Genomic DNA, 14,493 nt, shown 5'->3' with positions numbered 1-14,493 from the left:
GGCTGTCAACGGAGGCTGCTGAATTGCCGTTCAGTAAGCCTCAGGTGACCGAGAAGCCGCCGTCCACGAACACGGTCTGCCCGGTCACATACGCCGCGCCCGGCCCCGCCAGAAACACCGCCGCCCCCGCGAAGTCGTCGAGCTCGCCGTTGCGGCCCGCCATCGTCCGGCGGGCCATCGCCGCGGTGCGCTCGGGGTCGGCGAAGACGGCCTCGTTGAGCGGGGTACGGACGAATCCCGGGGCGATGGCGTTCACGCTCACCCCGTGCCGGGACCATGCCTCGGCCTGCGAGCGGGTCAGGGCGGTGAGCCCGGCCTTGGACACTCCGTACGCACCGCTGTTGCCGAACGCCCGGATCGCCTGCTGCGAGGCGATGTTGACGATCCGGCCCCAGCCGCGGTCCGCCATGCCGGGCGCGAACCGCTGCCCCAGCAGAAACGGCGCCGTCAGGTTCACGGCCATGGCCCGGTCCCAGTCCGGGACCGCCAACTCGCCCATCGGCGGGCGGGGGTTGACCCCAGCGGCGTTGACGAGGATGTCCGGCTCGCCGTGCCGCCGCACCACTTCCTCCGCAGCCGCCTCCAGCGCGTCCCGGTCACCCAGATCGGCGCCGACCCAGTCCGCCGCGCACCCCGCCGTCCGCAGCTCCCCGACCGCCTCGCGCAGCGCGTCCGTTCCACGGGCCACCAGCACCACCGCCGCCCCGGCCCGCGCCAGCGCCTCGCCGATGGCCCGGCCGATTCCGGAGCTGCCCCCGGTGACCAGGGCGGTGCGGCCCGCGAGGGAGAACAGTGAGTCGAGGTAGGCGGTCACGGTGCGAGATCCTCCGGCGGCGGGCAACGGTGTGCCTCACGGTAGTCCCGCCCCCTCCCACGGCTCGCGCCGGCCGTCGCTCCGGGGCGTCGCCACCGAGCGCCCGACGCCGCCGGCCGCCCGTTGGCCCGGGTGGACGACACGGATACGGGCCGCCCATGTCGAGGACCCCGAAGGACACCTCGTCGAGCATCAGGAGTGGCTGGTCCCGTGCTCGTCGGCCGCGGACCGACCCACCAGGTCCAGCACCGGCCGCAGCCCGTCCGGCCGCCGGTCGACCGGTAGATGGTCCACCGGCAGATACCCGCAGCCCAGCGCCGTGGCACCGCCGTCCGCCGTCCGGTCGTCCCCGACCATCAGGACGTCGGACGGCGCGAGATCCAGCGCCTCGCAGGCGATCGCGAAGAGCTTGGGGTCCGGCTTCTGGACGCCGTGTTCGAAGGACAGGACGTAGCGGTCGACGTAGCGGTCCAGACCGTGGGCCCGCAGTACCGGACGCAGATCCCAGCCGATGTTGCTCAGGACGCCGATCCGCGTCCCGCCCCCGTGCAGCCGCGCCAGCACCTCGGCCGCGTCGGGGTACGGCGACCATGCCTCCGCGGTCATATGGCGGTCGTAGAGCGCGTCGTACCACTCCGGCCGGGGCAGCAGCACGCGACGGGCCAGGCCGGTGTACACCTCGCGGTGACGAGCGGCGTCGCGGTCGCGGAGCGCCCACAGTTCCGCCAGCTCGCCGGGGAGCTCCGCGGGGGAGGGGCCGCCGGGCAACGCGCCCGCCCGCTCCAGCGCGGCGGCGAGCCGCGCGGTCCGGGCGTCGTCCAGGGTCGTACCGGACGCGTCCACGACGGCGCGCAGCCACGACTCGGCGGACTCCATCCGCATCAGCGTTCCGGAGAAGTCGAAGAGCACACCCTTGACCGTTGTCATACGGTCATCCTGCCCGGCGTGCGGCGCCGGGCCAACCCCCCGCGGGCGGGGGCGCATACGCCGGTGACACCGCCGTCGCCGCGGCCACCAGGGCACCGCCCAGCAGCCATCCGCCGATCACATCCGACGGCCAGTGCACGCCCAGGCAGACGCGGGTGACGCCGACCCCGACGACGGAGACGGCCACCACGGCCCGCGCCGCCCACAGTCGGCCCGCCGGTGCCCCGTGCAGCCGCAGCAGCCACAGCACAAGGGCGCCCGTGACGATCGCCGACAGGGCGTGCCCGGAGGGGAAGGCCGCGTAGTGTGCGGAGTCCACCGGATCCGGCCAGACGGGGCGCGCCCGGCCGATCACCGCCTTGAGCGTCTGCTGCAACGCCGTACCGGCCAGCGCGGTGACCGCCACCCACAGCGCCTGCCGACGCGCTCCACACCGTACGAGGTCGCACACCACCACCGCGAGCACCGCACGCATCGTCCACGGATCCCACAGCCAGTCGCTCAGCAGCCGGTTGGCCCGGGTCCAGGCGGGCCAGGCGACGGCGATCCGGTGCAGGGCGGTCGCCAGCGAGGTGTCGAGCGCGAGCAGCGGACCCCAGCGCCCGGCGACGAGGAGCGTCACGAGCACGGACAGGAGCGCGAGCAGGACGGCCGGTGCCCTGCGGCGGGTGGCGCTGATCCGCGGACTCGGTGTCATGGGTGATCTCCCCTGCACGCAAGGCTCTCCCGACCACGGGCTGTCCCGACCACGGGCTGTCCCGACCACGGGCTGTCCCGACCACGGGCTGTCCCATGAATGATCTCCGGTGCGCCTCCGCCGCTCACCCATCCGGCGAGGGCGAGTTCGTGACGGCGTGCCGCGAGTCGTCCCGTCGCGCGTCCCCGCACGACGGGACGGCTCGGCAGCCGGGCTCCGCCGACCTGCACCGGCGTGGCGTCAGACCGGACGACGACGCCGCGGACCCCGCCCTACGGGCGGACGACGGGACGTTGCGGACAGCCTCTAGGTCAGCGCGCTGAGCCCCGGGACGAAGGCCACCAGCAGCGGTACGGCCGGAACCAGGGCCGCGTACGCCGTCATGCGCAGCCGGCGGCCGGGGGTGAAGCGGGGGGCGGCCGCCAGCAGCCGGTCCACCCGCTGGGGGACCTGCGCGAGCTGGGGCGGGCAGGGGCCGAACACCCCGCGGTCCTCGTTGAGTTCGACCAGCGCCAGGGCGATCGCCAGCCGGCCGAAGCGACGCGATGCCGAGTCGTCGGCGGCCAGTTCGATCAGCCGGTGCACCTGGTCGCGGAAGGCGGCGAAGACCGGGACCTGCGGGAAGCCGACGGCCAGCGCGGAGGCGCAGTGGAGGAGGAGGTCGTGCCGGGCCCTGGCGTGGCCCTGCTCATGGGCGATCAGTGCATCGAGTTGACGGCCTTTCAGTCGCCGCAACGCCGAGGTGGTGACGACCAGTTGGGGCGCGGGCTGCTGGAGCCACCATGCTTCCGGGCGGTCGCCCTCCAGGACCACCAGACGCTCCCCGTTGGGCTCCTCGCCGGGCAACAGCGGTGCGCGGCGCAGCAGATCGGCCCGGCGGTGGCGACGGCGGGCGCGGGCGGCCCGGACCTCGCGGGTCAGCGCGACGGCGGTCCAGGCGCCGCCGCCCGCCAGGAAGAGGGCGAGCGCCCCGGCCCACGGCCCGTGCGGCTTGAGCGCGTACGCCTCGACGACCACCCGCGGCGCGAACCCGAACACCGGGTTGCGGACCGTCTCCCAGGCCGCGGCGGCGCTCAGCGACATCGCGAGCACACAGCACAGCAGAACGGCGGCCACCACGCACTGCCACAACCACAGGGCCAGCACCGGCTCGCGGTCGGGCCAGTCGGAACGGGCCATCAGGCGCGGCGCCATCGCCGCGGCCAGCACGCCGAGCGTCATCAGCGCGAGGGGGACCATCATGGCGCCAGCCTATGAGCGTGGGCTACCGGTGGGTACGGCCGCGCGGGGTATGTGATGTACGACACCTTTGAGAGAGGTGTGAAACAGGTCCGGGCGAAAAACCGGCAGCCGGAAGTACGTCGCAGGTCAGAGCGTCAGCAGCATCGCGAACATGGCGATTCCCATCGCCACCCGGCAGGCGCCCACCAGCACGGGACGGCCGCCGCCCACCACGGCCGCCGGGCCGTCCGTCACCACTGCCGCGGGTACGAGCCGCACCCCGGCTGCGATGACGAACACGGTGTAGTACGCGAGCAGCAGGCCGGTCAGCAGCGGCACCCCGCCCGGTGTCGAGTGGCTCATCCGGCCCATGTCGTTCATGGCGGCCATGCGGTGCACCGAAGCCGCGCCGCCGGCCCCTGCGGCGTCCGTGGCGGGAAGGACCATCACCAGCGCCATGTACACCATCGCCAGCGCACCCACCGCGTGATGGGTGTGACGCCGCGCCACGGCCCACACCGCCATCACCCCGAAGGCGCCGGCGAACAGCCAGGGCGACCAGGACGGCGCGGCCACCGCCGCGGGTATCGCCATCACCGCCATCCCCAGCCCCATCAGCCCCTCACCGCGCGCCTCCCTGCGCTGCGCGGTCGTCCCCGTACGCGCCCGGGACAGGCAGTAGGCGCCCGCCGCACCGCACAGCAGCACCAGCAGCCAGCCGACCAACGGCGGTCCGTGCACGGAGCACCTCCCCACGCCCGCTTCACGGGCAGCCCGCATCGGTGCGGGGCGTCCGTCCCGCACGACCGCAGGCTTCCCGGCCACGGCCGGGCGTATGGGAGCGCATCGGCGCACCGGGGGAGCGCAGATGGCCTCGGGGATCTCCAACTCCCTTATCGATCAGCCGAGTCGGGGAGTCGGCGGCCGTCCGCCGGGAGGCGTCCGAAGCCGCCGGAGCGCTCCCGCGGCGTCGTCAGGGGCGGTAGCGAAGCGGATGGTCCGCGGGGACCTCGGTGATCACGATCCGGTGGCCGTCCGGGTCCGTCAGCCACATCTCGATCAGACCCCACGGTTCGCGCACCGGTGGCCGCAGCACCTGGACCCCGCGCGCCGTCAGCTCCTCGTGCGCCGCCGTCGCGTCCGCCACCTGGAGCCACAGCTGGAGCGTGCCCGTGGCGGGCTCGGCGGAGCGTCCGGAGACCTCCAGGAAGCCGCCGCCGAGGAAGTACACCGTGCCGCGGTCGGGCCCCGTGCCGAACTCCCGGTAGATCTCCAGGCCCAGCGCCTCCCCGTAGAACGCTCTGGACCGCTCGGGGTCGGACGGCCGCACCAGCACCCTGCTGCTCAGTACCTGCACCATGGGGCGACCCTACGCCGCCGGGGCGTGCGGGCCGAGGTGGCGGGGCGGTGCCGGGCCGAAAGGCCCCGACACGGCGGCCGCCCCTCTTGTTAGCCTCCTGGGGAGCCCCCTGGAGCATCCCTCTCCAGCCCTCCGTCCCGCCACCTTCCGGCCCGAGAGGACCCCCGCACCATGCCGTCCACCAGCGAGCTGACCTTCCGTACCGCCGTCGACGCCGACATCCCCGGGCTCGTCGAGCTCATCGAGTCGGCGTACCGCGGGGACGCCAGCCGGGCCGGCTGGACCACCGAGGCGGATCTGCTCCAGGGGCAGCGCACCGACCCCGAGGGCGTCGCCGCAGTCGTACGCAACGACACCGGCCGGCTACTGATCGCCGAGCGGGACGGCGAGCTGATCGCCTGCTGCCAGCTCGAACACCGCGGTGATCACGCCTACTTCGGCATGTTCGCGGTCCGTCCGACGCTCCAGGGCGGCGGTCTGGGCAAGGTGATCATCGCCGAGGCGGAGCGGACCGCGCAGGCGGCCTGGGGCGCCCGCGAGATGCGGATGACGGTCATCCGCCAGCGCGAGGAGCTGATCGCCTGGTACGAGCGCCGCGGCTACCGGCGCACCGGCGACCTCACCCCGTTCCCGTACGGCGACGAGCGGTTCGGCGTTCCGCAGCGCGCCGACCTGGAATTCGAGCTCCTGGTCAAGCCGCTCGGCTAGCGGATGTCCGCACCGTCCCGTCGTCCGCCCGTAGGGCCCCTGGAGCTTCCCGCCTAGAGCCGCCCGGCCGCGGTGATCCGCTCCAGGAACCGGCGGGTGCGCTCCTGCCGCGGGGCGCCGAAGATCTCCTTGGGTGTGCCGCGCTCCAGCACCACCCCGCCGTCCAGGAAACACACCTGGTCGGCGACCTCGCGGGCGAAGCCCATCTCATGGGTGGCGATGACCATCGTCATGCCGTCGTCCTTGAGATCGCGGACGACGCCGAGCACCTCGCCCACCAGCTCGGGGTCGAGCGCCGCGGTGATCTCGTCCAGCAGGAGCAGCCGGGGGCGGCTCGCCAGCGCGCGCACGATCGCCACCCGCTGCTGCTGCCCACCGCTGAGCCGGTCCGGGTATTCGCCGGCCCGGCCGCCGAGCCCCAGCCGCTCCAGCAGCTCGCGGGCGCGAGCCTCCGCGTCGGCGCGCGGGACGCCGTGCACCCGGCGCGGCGCCAGCGTGATGTTGTCCAGCACCGTCATGTGCGGGAAGAGGTTGTAGGCCTGGAAGACCACGCCGATCCTGCGTCGCACCACGTCCACGTCGACCCGCGGGTCGGTGATCTCCGCGCCGTCCAGGAAGATCGCGCCGTCGTCGATCTCCTCCAGCAGATTCGCGCAGCGCAGCAGCGTGGACTTGCCCGACCCCGAGGCGCCGATCAGCGCGGTCACGGTGTGCGGCGGCACCTCCAGATCCACGTCCCGCAGGACGACCGTGCCGCGCCCGTACGTCTTGCGGACCGATTCGAGCCGCAGTACCGGCCCGCCGCCCGTGGTGTCCGTGCCCTCCGCGCGCCCGGCCTCCGTGCGCGCGACGTCCGCCGCGCTCCTGCCGTCCCCTGCGCTCATACGGTCCCTCCCTGTGCGCGCCGCCGGTCCATCCGGGCCGTGACCCAGTCCGTGAAGCGTGTCATCGGGATGGTCAGCGCGACGAACACCAGCCCGGCGACGACATACGGCGTGTAGTTGAAGTCCTTGCCGGCGATGATCTGCGCCGCGTAGACCGCGTCCACCGCGCCCGCGATGGAGACCAGACCGGTGTCCTTCTGCAGCGACACCAGGTCGTTCAGCAGCGGCGGCACCACCCGCCGTACCGCCTGCGGCAGGACGACGAACCGCAGCGCCTGCCCGGCGGACAGGCCCAGTGACCTGGCCGCGGCCCGCTGCGAGGGGTGAACGGACTCGATGCCGGCCCGGAAGACCTCGGCCACATAGGCCGAATACGTCAAAACCAGGGCGGAGCCGCCGAGCACCACCGGATCGGTGGTCACCCCCTGGAGCCGGAGCGCCGGAACCCCGAAGACCACCATCAGCAGACAGATGATCAGCGGCAGGCCGCGGAAGAAGTCGGTGTACGCCGTGGCCAGGGCGCGCAGCGGGAAGAACACCGGGCCGCGCAGCGTCCGGGCGACGGCCAGCAACAGCCCGATCACCAGCACCGCCGCCCCGCACACCACCAGCAGCCGCAGATTCAGCAGCAGCCCCTCCAGCACCTCCGGCAGCGCCTTGCGGGCGTACTCGGCGCTGAAGAACGTCGCCCGGGTGCGCGGCCAGCCGGGGGAGCGGGTGATGACGAGGAAGAGTACGACCCCGGTGACCAGGGTGCTCAGCGCGGCGACGGCGGTGGCCCGCCGCGCCCGCGTCCGCCGGAACCGCTCCCGCGCGATCCGCCGCGCGGACGGGACATAGGCGTCACCGGCCACCGGCTCCTTCTCCAGCACACCCCTGCCGTCCGTCATCGCAGCACCGGCACGGCCACCGCATCGGTCAGCCACTTCTTCTCCAGCGCGGCCAGTGTGCCGTCCTTGCGCAGCGCGTCCACCGCGGCCGTCACGCACCCGGTGATCCGGCTCTCCTTGTCCAGGACCAGCCCGAACTGTTCCTTCCCGGTGCCGCCGGTGCGGAACTGCCCCACGACCTCGGCGTCCCGGACCTCGGTCGAGGTGATGTAGAAGGCGGTCGGCAGATCCACCACGATCGCGTCCACCTGGCCGTTCTTCAGCGCGGACTTGGCCAGGTCGTTCTTCTGGAAGACGGCGGGTGTCCGGCTCGGACGGATGGTGTCGTTGACGAAGTCGAGGCTGGTGGTGCCGACCTGCGCGCCGAGCTTGGCGCTCTTGAGGTCGGCGATGCTCTTCGCCTTCGCGGCCCGAGAACCCTTGAGCGCGATCACGGCCTGCCGCACGTCGTAGTAGCCGGAGGAGAACGCGACGGCCCGCTTGCGCGCCGCGCTGATCGAGATCTGGTTGATGTCGAAGTCGAACTTCTTCGCACCGGGCGCGAAGGCGTTGTTGAACGGCACGGTCTGCCAGCGCACCGCGCCCTTGCCGTACCCCAGCCGCTTCGCCACGGCATGGGCGACGGCCGATTCGAAGCCCTTGCCGCCGGCCGGGTCGTCATCGACGAACCACGGCGCGTAGGCGGGCTTGTCGGTGCCGACGGTGAGCTTGCCGGATGCCACGGTGGCCAGTTTCCCGCGGTCACAGCCCCGCGCGCCGGGCCCGGTGGCGGAGCCGCCACCGGGGGACTCGTCCTGCGGGGCACAGCCGACGGCCGTGGTGAGCAGTATGGCGGTGGCCCAGGCGGCAAGGCGGCGCGGGCGGTTGACGAGGCGCATGGCGGGACACTGGCAGTGCGCACGTCCTTCTGTCGAGATCATCACGCCGAACGTCCGTATGGTGGACGGTCGTTGCGCGACTGTGAACTGCGAGTTTCCGCCGGTGACCGCCTCAAGGGGCGCCGCGCTGTCAGGCGGTGAAGCGCACCGCCCGCCGGATCTCGGGCTGGTCGGTCACCACGCCGTCCAGTCCCAGCCCGCGTGCGAGCCGCAGCTGGTCGTGGGTGTTGACCGTCCAGCCGAGGACCTTGAGATGCGCGGCGTGCGCGCGCTCGACCAGTTCGAGGGTGAGCCGGCGGATGTTCAGCGAGAGCATGTCCGCCCCGACGGCCTGTGCGCGGTCGACGACATCGGTGCCGTAGCGGCTTCCCACCAGGGCCGTGCGGACGCCGGGGACCAGGGTGCGGATCGCGGCCAGGGCCTCGTCGTGGAAGGAGATCACATCGACCCGACCGATCAGATCGCGCGAGCGCATCACCTCCGCCAGCGCCTGCGCGGCCGCCACATCCTTGATCTCCGCCTGCAGCGGCGCCTTCACCGCCTCCACGACCTCCTCGAAGACCGGGATCCGCTCGCCCCGCCCGGCGTCCAGCTCCCGCAGCTCGGCCAGGGTGCGCTCGGCGATCGGGCCGGTGCCGTCGGTGGTGCGGTCCACGTCCGCGTCGTGCATCACCACGAGCGCGCCGTCCTTGCTCAGATGGAGATCCAGTTCGATGACATCGAGGCCCTCGTGCTCGGCGCGCACGAAGGACCGCAGGGTGTTCTCCGGCTCGACGCCCATGACCCCGCGGTGTCCGATGGTGAGAAAGGACAAGGCTGCCTCGCTTCTGTCGGTTCGCTTCTGTCGGTGAGAAAGTGTCGGCCGAACGTGTCGGCCGTCGACAAACTGCTGCCCGAAACGGCGCACAGCCTAATCCGTTCCGGGCGTCGGCGCCGCAGGGACAAGCACTCCCCAAGGGGTGTACCCGTAGTCCCTGGCGGGCGCACGACGACAGCTACGGCACCCTGCCGCGTTGCCGGAACGCCCGCATTCGTCCGGCATGCGGACGTCCCTCCGCCTCGCGAGGCACCGCTTCCGACGCCGCGCGCCGACCCGCCAGGGATTACGGGGTGCCCCTTAGGCCGTACGGGTGCCCAGGCGGTGCGCCGGCTACGCATCGCGCGGCCCGGCCCGGCGTGGGGCGGGCCGGACGGCCGCCCCCGCCCCGCCGGCCGCCGCGTCTCCTGCCTCCCCCCTGCCCCCCTGCCTCCCGCCTGCCTCTCCCCTGCCTCCCCTCCTGCTTCCTCTCTTGCTTCCTCGCCATATGACGGCTAGTCATATGACGAATCGAAACAGGAGTGCGCCGGAACGCAACCCCGGGAGACGCCATGAAGTTCTCGGTCATCTTCGAGGCCCAGCTCGCCGATCCGACCGTCGAGCGCGAACACCAGCTCTTCCACGACTGCGTCGACCAGGCCGTGCTGGCCGAGCGGATGGGTTTCGACCGGATCTGGGCCGTCGAGCACCACTCGCTGAAGTGGTACGCGCACATGAGTGCGCCGGAGATCTTCCTGACCTGGGTCGCGGCCCGGACGAGCACCATCCGTGTCGGGCACGGTGTGGTCTGTATGCCGTTCCGCTTCAATCACCCCGCGCGCGTCGCCGAACGCGCCGCCACACTCGACCTGCTCTCCGGCGGCCGGCTCGACCTCGGCGCCGGGCGCGGCGGCACCGAGCAGGAGACGTCGCTGTGCGGCGTCGACCGCGACCGTACGGCCCAGGAGGTAGGGGAGGCGCTGCGCATCATCGGCCGTGCCTGGCGGGACGACGAGCTGGAGTACCACGGCGAGCTGATCGACATCCCGCCGCACCCCATCCTGCCCCGGCCGCGCCAGTCCCCGCATCCGCCGCTCTTCCTCGCCTGCAGCCGTACCGACACCCTGCGGCAGGCCGCCGACATGGGGCTGGGGGCCCTCGTCATGGGCTTCGCGGGGCCGGATGCCGTCGCCGGGATGCGGGACGCCTACGACGCGGCGCGGGCGGCGCGCACCGGCGACGACCTGGTCTCCACGGAGATCAACGATCACTTCGCCGTACTCTGCCCGACGATCGTGCTGGACGACCGCGACCGGGCCCGTGCCGTGGGGCTGCGCGGCCAGCGCTTCTTCGCGCAGTCGATCGGCCACTGGTACGGCGGCGCGGGGCTGCCGGACGAGGCCGTGGTGGCGGGTGCGAGCGCCGCGGACGCCGAGGCCGAGCTGCGGCGGGCCGCCGAGCAGGTCGTGGCCCGCCTGAACGAGCAGCGGGTCCCGGTCCGCCCCACCTCCACCGCCACCTTCCACGCCGACCACGCCTACGGCACCGCCGAGGACGCCGTCGCCCATGTGGCCCGACTGCGGGCGGCGGGCGCCGATGAGGTCATGTGCCTCATCCAGATGGGCACGGTCCCTCAGGAGGTCTGCCTGGAGACCATCCGCCAGTGGGGTGAAAAGGTGATTCCCCACTTCGCGGACAACCGGAAGTAGCGGAAATCGCGGGCCTGCGGCCGCCTCGGGGGGTGGTGTGGCATATGCCACACCACCTTTCGAAGTTTCACGGCGCCCTGCCGCCCGACCTCCGGCGGAATGGTCGATTCCCCTGCCTGTACGGGCAGAACGTCTCGTTCCTGCCGTCACCCGCAGGAAAAAAATGCGCCTCCGGCGGGTCTGCGCAGAATAATTTTCACCTCCTCCTCTTGAGCGGGCGATCCTTGGCTGGTTACCGTGTCCTCACAAGACGATCTACCGCCGGAGGGCAGTCATGACGGAAATTCTTTCGCCTGTGGGTGTCCCGGAGGCCACCGCGACCGCAGAGCGTGTGGTCGAGCACCCGGCGTGGCCCGTACTCAAGGACGCCGTCGAAGCCATCCGTCCGTGGCAGTCCAAGGACGGCTCGATCGACCTCGAGGCCGAGGGCGCACCGTCCGCGGACGCCGTGCGCGCCGAGGTCGAGCGCGCGATAGCTGCCGTCCGGGAGATCGCACCGCTCCTCCCGTACGACGCCGCCTACCACCAGGCGCTCGAGGCCGACCTGCGCCGCTGGGCCGACGACGGCTTCGGCGTGCCGGACTTCCTCGACTCGCTGCTCGCCTTCCAGCCCGCCCAGCAGCGCGCGGACGGCCTCCAGCACCTCGTCGTGTTCCCCATGTACACGCAGAACGGCAACCCGGACCGCAATTTCGAGGCCGTCGTGCTGCGCATGGTGTGGCCCACCTGGCTCGCCGAGCTGGAGCGCACCCGCTACGACAACGCCCTCTTCTGCGGCATCACCTTCGAGGACTTCACGGCCGGCTACGACACCAACTCCGCCGTGCTCTTCCCCGAGACCATCGCCGTGCGGGAGGCTCCCGAGCGCTTCAGCTGGGGCGGCATCTTCTGCGACCGCGAGGCCGCCCGCTTCCGCCGGGTCAGCGAGGCCGCCGTCGAGACGCTCGGCGTCGAACTGCCCCAGGACGTTCGCGAGATGCTGGCCGACCAGGCGCGCTGCCAGGAGGCGTTCGTCCTGTGGGACATGGTGCACGACCGCACCCACAGCCATGGCGACCTGCCGTTCGACCCGTTCATGATCAAGCAGCGGCAGCCGTTCTGGATGTACGGCCTGGAGGAGCTGCGGTGCGACCTCACCGCCTTCAAGGAGGCCGTGAAGCTGGAGGCCGAGGGGTACCGCCAGGCGCGTGATGTGCAGTTCGCGGTGATCTTCGACCGGATGTTCCGGTTCCCCGTCACGGGCGACCGGGTCCGCAACTACGACGGCCTCGGCGGCCAGCTGCTCTTCGCCTACCTGCACAAGCACGACGTCGTACGCTGGACGGACAACACACTCCACATCGACTGGGAGCGGGCGCCCAAGGTCACCAACCAGCTGTGCGGCGAGATCGAAAAGCTCTACCGCGACGGCATCGACCGGCCGAAGCTGGTCCACTGGTTCGCCGCGTACGACCTCGTCTCGACCTACCTCGCACCGCACCCGGGCTCGGTCTGGGCCAAGGGGCCGGACGCCCTCGACCTGGACCAGCCGCCGCGCAAACTCGTGGACGACGTGCTCCCGGACGAATTCCCGCTCAGCATGTTCTACGAAGCTCTCCGCAAGAAGCTGCGTACGGTGATCGCCTCCACCAAGGGCATCACGGCCGACAGCGACGCGCTGGCGGCGGCGTGAAGACCGAGCGGAACACCACCAGGCGGACGGCCGTCCAGGGGCAGGACGAGGAGGCGACGGAGATGGGTACTTCGACGGGCGGTCAGGGACCGCTGGAGGGCGCGGTCATCGCGGTGGCGGGAGCGGCCGGCCCGGCCGGCCGGGCCACCCTGCTGCGGCTCGCGGAGGCGGGTGCGGTGGTGGTCGGCTCCGACTCGGACCCCGAGCGCCTGGCGCAGGCCGTGGACGCGGCGCGCTACGCACACGGCGGCGCCACCGTCATAGGGGACACCGTCGATCTCCTCGACCTGGACCAGACCCGCGAATGGGCGGACCGTACGGAGAAGGAATTCGGCCGGATCGACGGCCTGGTGCACCTCGTCGGCGGCTGGCGCGGTTCGTCGACCTTCGCGGAGACCAACCTGGCGGACTGGGACGTGCTGCACAAGCTCCTGATCCGTACCGTCCAGCACACCTCGCTCGCCTTCCAGGACGCCCTGGAGCGGAGCGGAAACGGCCGCTACCTCCTCACCAGCGCGGCCGGCGCCTCCAAGCCCACCGGGGGCAACGCCGTCTACGCCGCCGCCAAGGCGGCCGCCGAGGCGTGGACCCTCGCCATGGCGGACGGGCTGCGCAAGTCGGGGGGCGAGCAGGGCCCGCGCGCCGCGGCTGCCATTCTGGTCGTGAAGGCGCTCGTCAACGACCAGATGCGCGCCGAGCGACCGAACGCCAAGTTCGCGGGCTTCACGGACGTCACGGAGCTGGCCGAGGCCATCGCCGGCGTCTGGAGCCGGCCCGCCCAGGAAGTGAATGGACAGCGTCTGTGGCTGACCCCCGAGCCGTGAGCGGAGCGACGACCGACGCCCGGCAGCACCACGACACCGAGGTACGCGGCTTCGCCAGCGACAACTACGCCGGCGCCCACCCGGAGATCCTCGCCGCGATCGCCCTCGCCAACGGCGGCCACCAGGTCGCCTACGGCGAGGACGACTACACGGCGAACCTCCAGCGTGTCATCCGCAGCCACTTCGGGCAGAGCGCCGAGGCGTTCCCGGTGTTCAACGGCACCGGCGCCAACGTCGTCGCCCTCCAGGCGGTCACCGACCGCTGGGGGGCGGTGATCGCCGCCGACACCGCGCACATCCACGTCGACGAGTGCGGCGCGCCCGAGCGGGTCGGCGGGCTCAAGCTGCTCACCGTGCCGACCGAGAACGGCAAGCTCACCCCCGATCTGATCGACCGGGAGGCGTTCGGCTGGGACGACGAGCACCGCGCCATGCCGCAGGTCGTCTCGATCACCCAGAGCACCGAACTCGGCACGGTCTACACCCCCGACGAGGTCCGGGCGATCTGTGAACACGCCCATGAGCGCGGCATGCTGGTGCACCTCGACGGCTCCCGGATAGCCAACGCCGCGGCGACGCTGAACGTCCCGATGCGGGCCTTCACCAACGCGGTGGGAGTCGACATCCTCTCCTTCGGCGGCACCAAGAACGGCGCCGTCTTCGGTGAGGCGGTCGTCGTCCTCAACCCCGACGCCGTGCGCGCCATGAAGCATCTGCGCAAGCTGTCCATGCAGCTGGCCTCGAAGATGCGCTTTGTCTCCGTGCAGTTGGAGGCTCTGCTCGCCAAGGACCTGTGGCTGCGCAACGCCCGCCACGCCAACACCATGGCGCAGCGCCTGGCGGCCGGGGTGCGCGAGATCGACGGCGTCGACATCCTCTACCCGGTGCAGTCCAACGCGGTCTTCGCCCGCCTGCCGCACGACGTCAGCGAGCGGCTCCAGAAGCGCTACCGCTTCTACTTCTGGGACGAGCAGGTCGGCGATGTGCGCTGGATGTGCGCCTTCGACACGACCGAGGAGGACGTGGACGGATTCCTTGCGGCGCTCCGGGAGGAAATCGCGCGCTGATCCACCCACGTTCTGCATGACTATGCGTTCGACCGGAAAAACATTG

The 14,493-nt window shown here is 72.0% G+C and carries 15 protein-coding genes; 5 read left to right on the top strand and 10 right to left on the bottom strand.

The features are described from left to right. Nucleotides 1-40: 40 nt before the first annotated feature. The 6 genes from ACGFML_RS06890 to ACGFML_RS06865 all read right to left on the bottom strand — a co-directional run bounded on the left by ACGFML_RS06890 (nt 41) and on the right by ACGFML_RS06865 (nt 5,019). Entirely contained in the window at nt 41-814 is a 774-nt protein-coding gene (locus ACGFML_RS06890; protein WP_393540833.1) for an SDR family NAD(P)-dependent oxidoreductase, read from the bottom strand. Between the two features lie 192 nt (nt 815-1,006). Continuing rightward, nucleotides 1,007-1,741: an HAD family hydrolase gene (locus ACGFML_RS06885; protein WP_393540832.1), complete on the bottom strand. Its 735-nt coding sequence runs from the start codon at nt 1,739-1,741 to the stop codon at nt 1,007-1,009. A gap of 4 nt (nt 1,742-1,745) precedes the next feature. Then, the gene (locus tag ACGFML_RS06880; protein ID WP_393540830.1) at nt 1,746-2,438 is read right to left on the bottom strand and encodes a phosphatase PAP2 family protein; all 693 of its coding nucleotides are present in this window, start codon (nt 2,436-2,438) and stop codon (nt 1,746-1,748) included. Between the two features lie 306 nt (nt 2,439-2,744). Next, a complete protein-coding gene (locus ACGFML_RS06875; protein WP_393540828.1) occupies nt 2,745-3,680 on the bottom strand; it encodes a M56 family metallopeptidase in 936 nt (311 codons plus the stop codon). Nucleotides 3,681-3,806: 126 nt separating this feature from the next. Beyond that, a complete protein-coding gene (locus tag ACGFML_RS06870; RefSeq protein WP_393540826.1) occupies nt 3,807-4,400 on the bottom strand; it encodes a DUF5134 domain-containing protein in 594 nt (197 codons plus the stop codon). A gap of 232 nt (nt 4,401-4,632) precedes the next feature. Then, nucleotides 4,633-5,019 (bottom strand): VOC family protein, encoded by a 387-nt coding sequence (locus ACGFML_RS06865; RefSeq protein WP_393540825.1) that lies wholly within the window; start codon nt 5,017-5,019, stop codon nt 4,633-4,635. Between the two features lie 171 nt (nt 5,020-5,190). On the opposite strand from ACGFML_RS06865, the gene ACGFML_RS06860 reads away from it, so the two are divergent. Beyond that, on the top strand, nt 5,191-5,727 hold the full coding sequence (locus ACGFML_RS06860; protein WP_393540823.1) for a GNAT family N-acetyltransferase: 537 nt from the start codon (nt 5,191-5,193) through the stop codon (nt 5,725-5,727). A gap of 53 nt (nt 5,728-5,780) precedes the next feature. Here the strand turns inward: ACGFML_RS06860 and ACGFML_RS06855 are convergent, their stop codons facing one another. The 4 genes from ACGFML_RS06855 to ACGFML_RS06840 form a co-directional block, all read right to left on the bottom strand. Beyond that, on the bottom strand, nt 5,781-6,611 hold the full coding sequence (locus ACGFML_RS06855; RefSeq protein ID WP_393540821.1) for an amino acid ABC transporter ATP-binding protein: 831 nt from the start codon (nt 6,609-6,611) through the stop codon (nt 5,781-5,783). Then, on the bottom strand, nt 6,608-7,501 hold the full coding sequence (locus tag ACGFML_RS06850; protein ID WP_393540819.1) for an amino acid ABC transporter permease: 894 nt from the start codon (nt 7,499-7,501) through the stop codon (nt 6,608-6,610). Before ACGFML_RS06850 ends, ACGFML_RS06855 begins: the two co-directional genes overlap by 4 nt. Beyond that, nucleotides 7,498-8,379, bottom strand: a complete 882-nt coding sequence (locus ACGFML_RS06845; protein WP_393540818.1) for an ABC transporter substrate-binding protein — start codon at nt 8,377-8,379, stop codon at nt 7,498-7,500. Before ACGFML_RS06845 ends, ACGFML_RS06850 begins: the two co-directional genes overlap by 4 nt. A gap of 130 nt (nt 8,380-8,509) precedes the next feature. Next, nucleotides 8,510-9,193, bottom strand: a complete 684-nt coding sequence (locus ACGFML_RS06840) for a glycerophosphodiester phosphodiesterase (protein WP_393540816.1) — start codon at nt 9,191-9,193, stop codon at nt 8,510-8,512. Nucleotides 9,194-9,747: 554 nt separating this feature from the next. On the opposite strand from ACGFML_RS06840, the gene ACGFML_RS06835 reads away from it, so the two are divergent. The 4 genes from ACGFML_RS06835 (at nt 9,748) to ACGFML_RS06820 (ending at nt 14,447) form a co-directional block, all read left to right on the top strand. After that, a complete protein-coding gene (locus ACGFML_RS06835) occupies nt 9,748-10,884 on the top strand; it encodes an LLM class flavin-dependent oxidoreductase (protein WP_393540814.1) in 1,137 nt (378 codons plus the stop codon). Nucleotides 10,885-11,158: 274 nt separating this feature from the next. Continuing rightward, nucleotides 11,159-12,556, top strand: coding sequence for a DUF6421 family protein (locus ACGFML_RS06830; RefSeq protein ID WP_393540812.1), 1,398 nt, complete (start codon nt 11,159-11,161; stop codon nt 12,554-12,556). 62 nt (nt 12,557-12,618) lie between these two features. After that, nucleotides 12,619-13,380, top strand: a complete 762-nt coding sequence (locus tag ACGFML_RS06825) for an SDR family NAD(P)-dependent oxidoreductase (RefSeq protein ID WP_393540811.1) — start codon at nt 12,619-12,621, stop codon at nt 13,378-13,380. Then, the gene (locus tag ACGFML_RS06820) at nt 13,359-14,447 is read left to right on the top strand and encodes a threonine aldolase family protein (protein WP_393540810.1); all 1,089 of its coding nucleotides are present in this window, start codon (nt 13,359-13,361) and stop codon (nt 14,445-14,447) included. Before ACGFML_RS06825 ends, ACGFML_RS06820 begins: the two co-directional genes overlap by 22 nt. Nucleotides 14,448-14,493 lie beyond the last annotated feature (46 nt).

The organism is Streptomyces sp. NPDC048650 (assembly GCF_043199095.1).
Taxonomy (GTDB): domain Bacteria; phylum Actinomycetota; class Actinomycetes; order Streptomycetales; family Streptomycetaceae; genus Streptomyces.
The sequence above is the reverse complement of the archived record's forward strand: the minus strand, read 5'-3'. Positions and strand labels throughout refer to the sequence as shown.

Excerpts from the sequence above, each read along its gene's own strand:
- ACGFML_RS06885 (WP_393540832.1), bottom strand. The coding sequence starts at position 1,741 with ATGACAACGGTCAAGGGTGTGCTCTTCGACTTCTCCGGAACGCTGATG.
- ACGFML_RS06880 (WP_393540830.1), bottom strand. The coding sequence starts at position 2,438 with ATGACACCGAGTCCGCGGATCAGCGCCACCCGCCGCAGGGCACCGGCC.
- ACGFML_RS06875 (WP_393540828.1), bottom strand. The coding sequence starts at position 3,680 with ATGATGGTCCCCCTCGCGCTGATGACGCTCGGCGTGCTGGCCGCGGCG.
- ACGFML_RS06865 (WP_393540825.1), bottom strand. The coding sequence starts at position 5,019 with ATGGTGCAGGTACTGAGCAGCAGGGTGCTGGTGCGGCCGTCCGACCCC.
- ACGFML_RS06860 (WP_393540823.1), top strand. The coding sequence starts at position 5,191 with ATGCCGTCCACCAGCGAGCTGACCTTCCGTACCGCCGTCGACGCCGAC.
- ACGFML_RS06855 (WP_393540821.1), bottom strand. The coding sequence starts at position 6,611 with ATGAGCGCAGGGGACGGCAGGAGCGCGGCGGACGTCGCGCGCACGGAG.
- ACGFML_RS06850 (WP_393540819.1), bottom strand. The coding sequence starts at position 7,501 with ATGACGGACGGCAGGGGTGTGCTGGAGAAGGAGCCGGTGGCCGGTGAC.
- ACGFML_RS06845 (WP_393540818.1), bottom strand. The coding sequence starts at position 8,379 with ATGCGCCTCGTCAACCGCCCGCGCCGCCTTGCCGCCTGGGCCACCGCC.
- ACGFML_RS06835 (WP_393540814.1), top strand. The coding sequence starts at position 9,748 with ATGAAGTTCTCGGTCATCTTCGAGGCCCAGCTCGCCGATCCGACCGTC.
- ACGFML_RS06830 (WP_393540812.1), top strand. The coding sequence starts at position 11,159 with ATGACGGAAATTCTTTCGCCTGTGGGTGTCCCGGAGGCCACCGCGACC.
- ACGFML_RS06825 (WP_393540811.1), top strand. The coding sequence starts at position 12,619 with ATGGGTACTTCGACGGGCGGTCAGGGACCGCTGGAGGGCGCGGTCATC.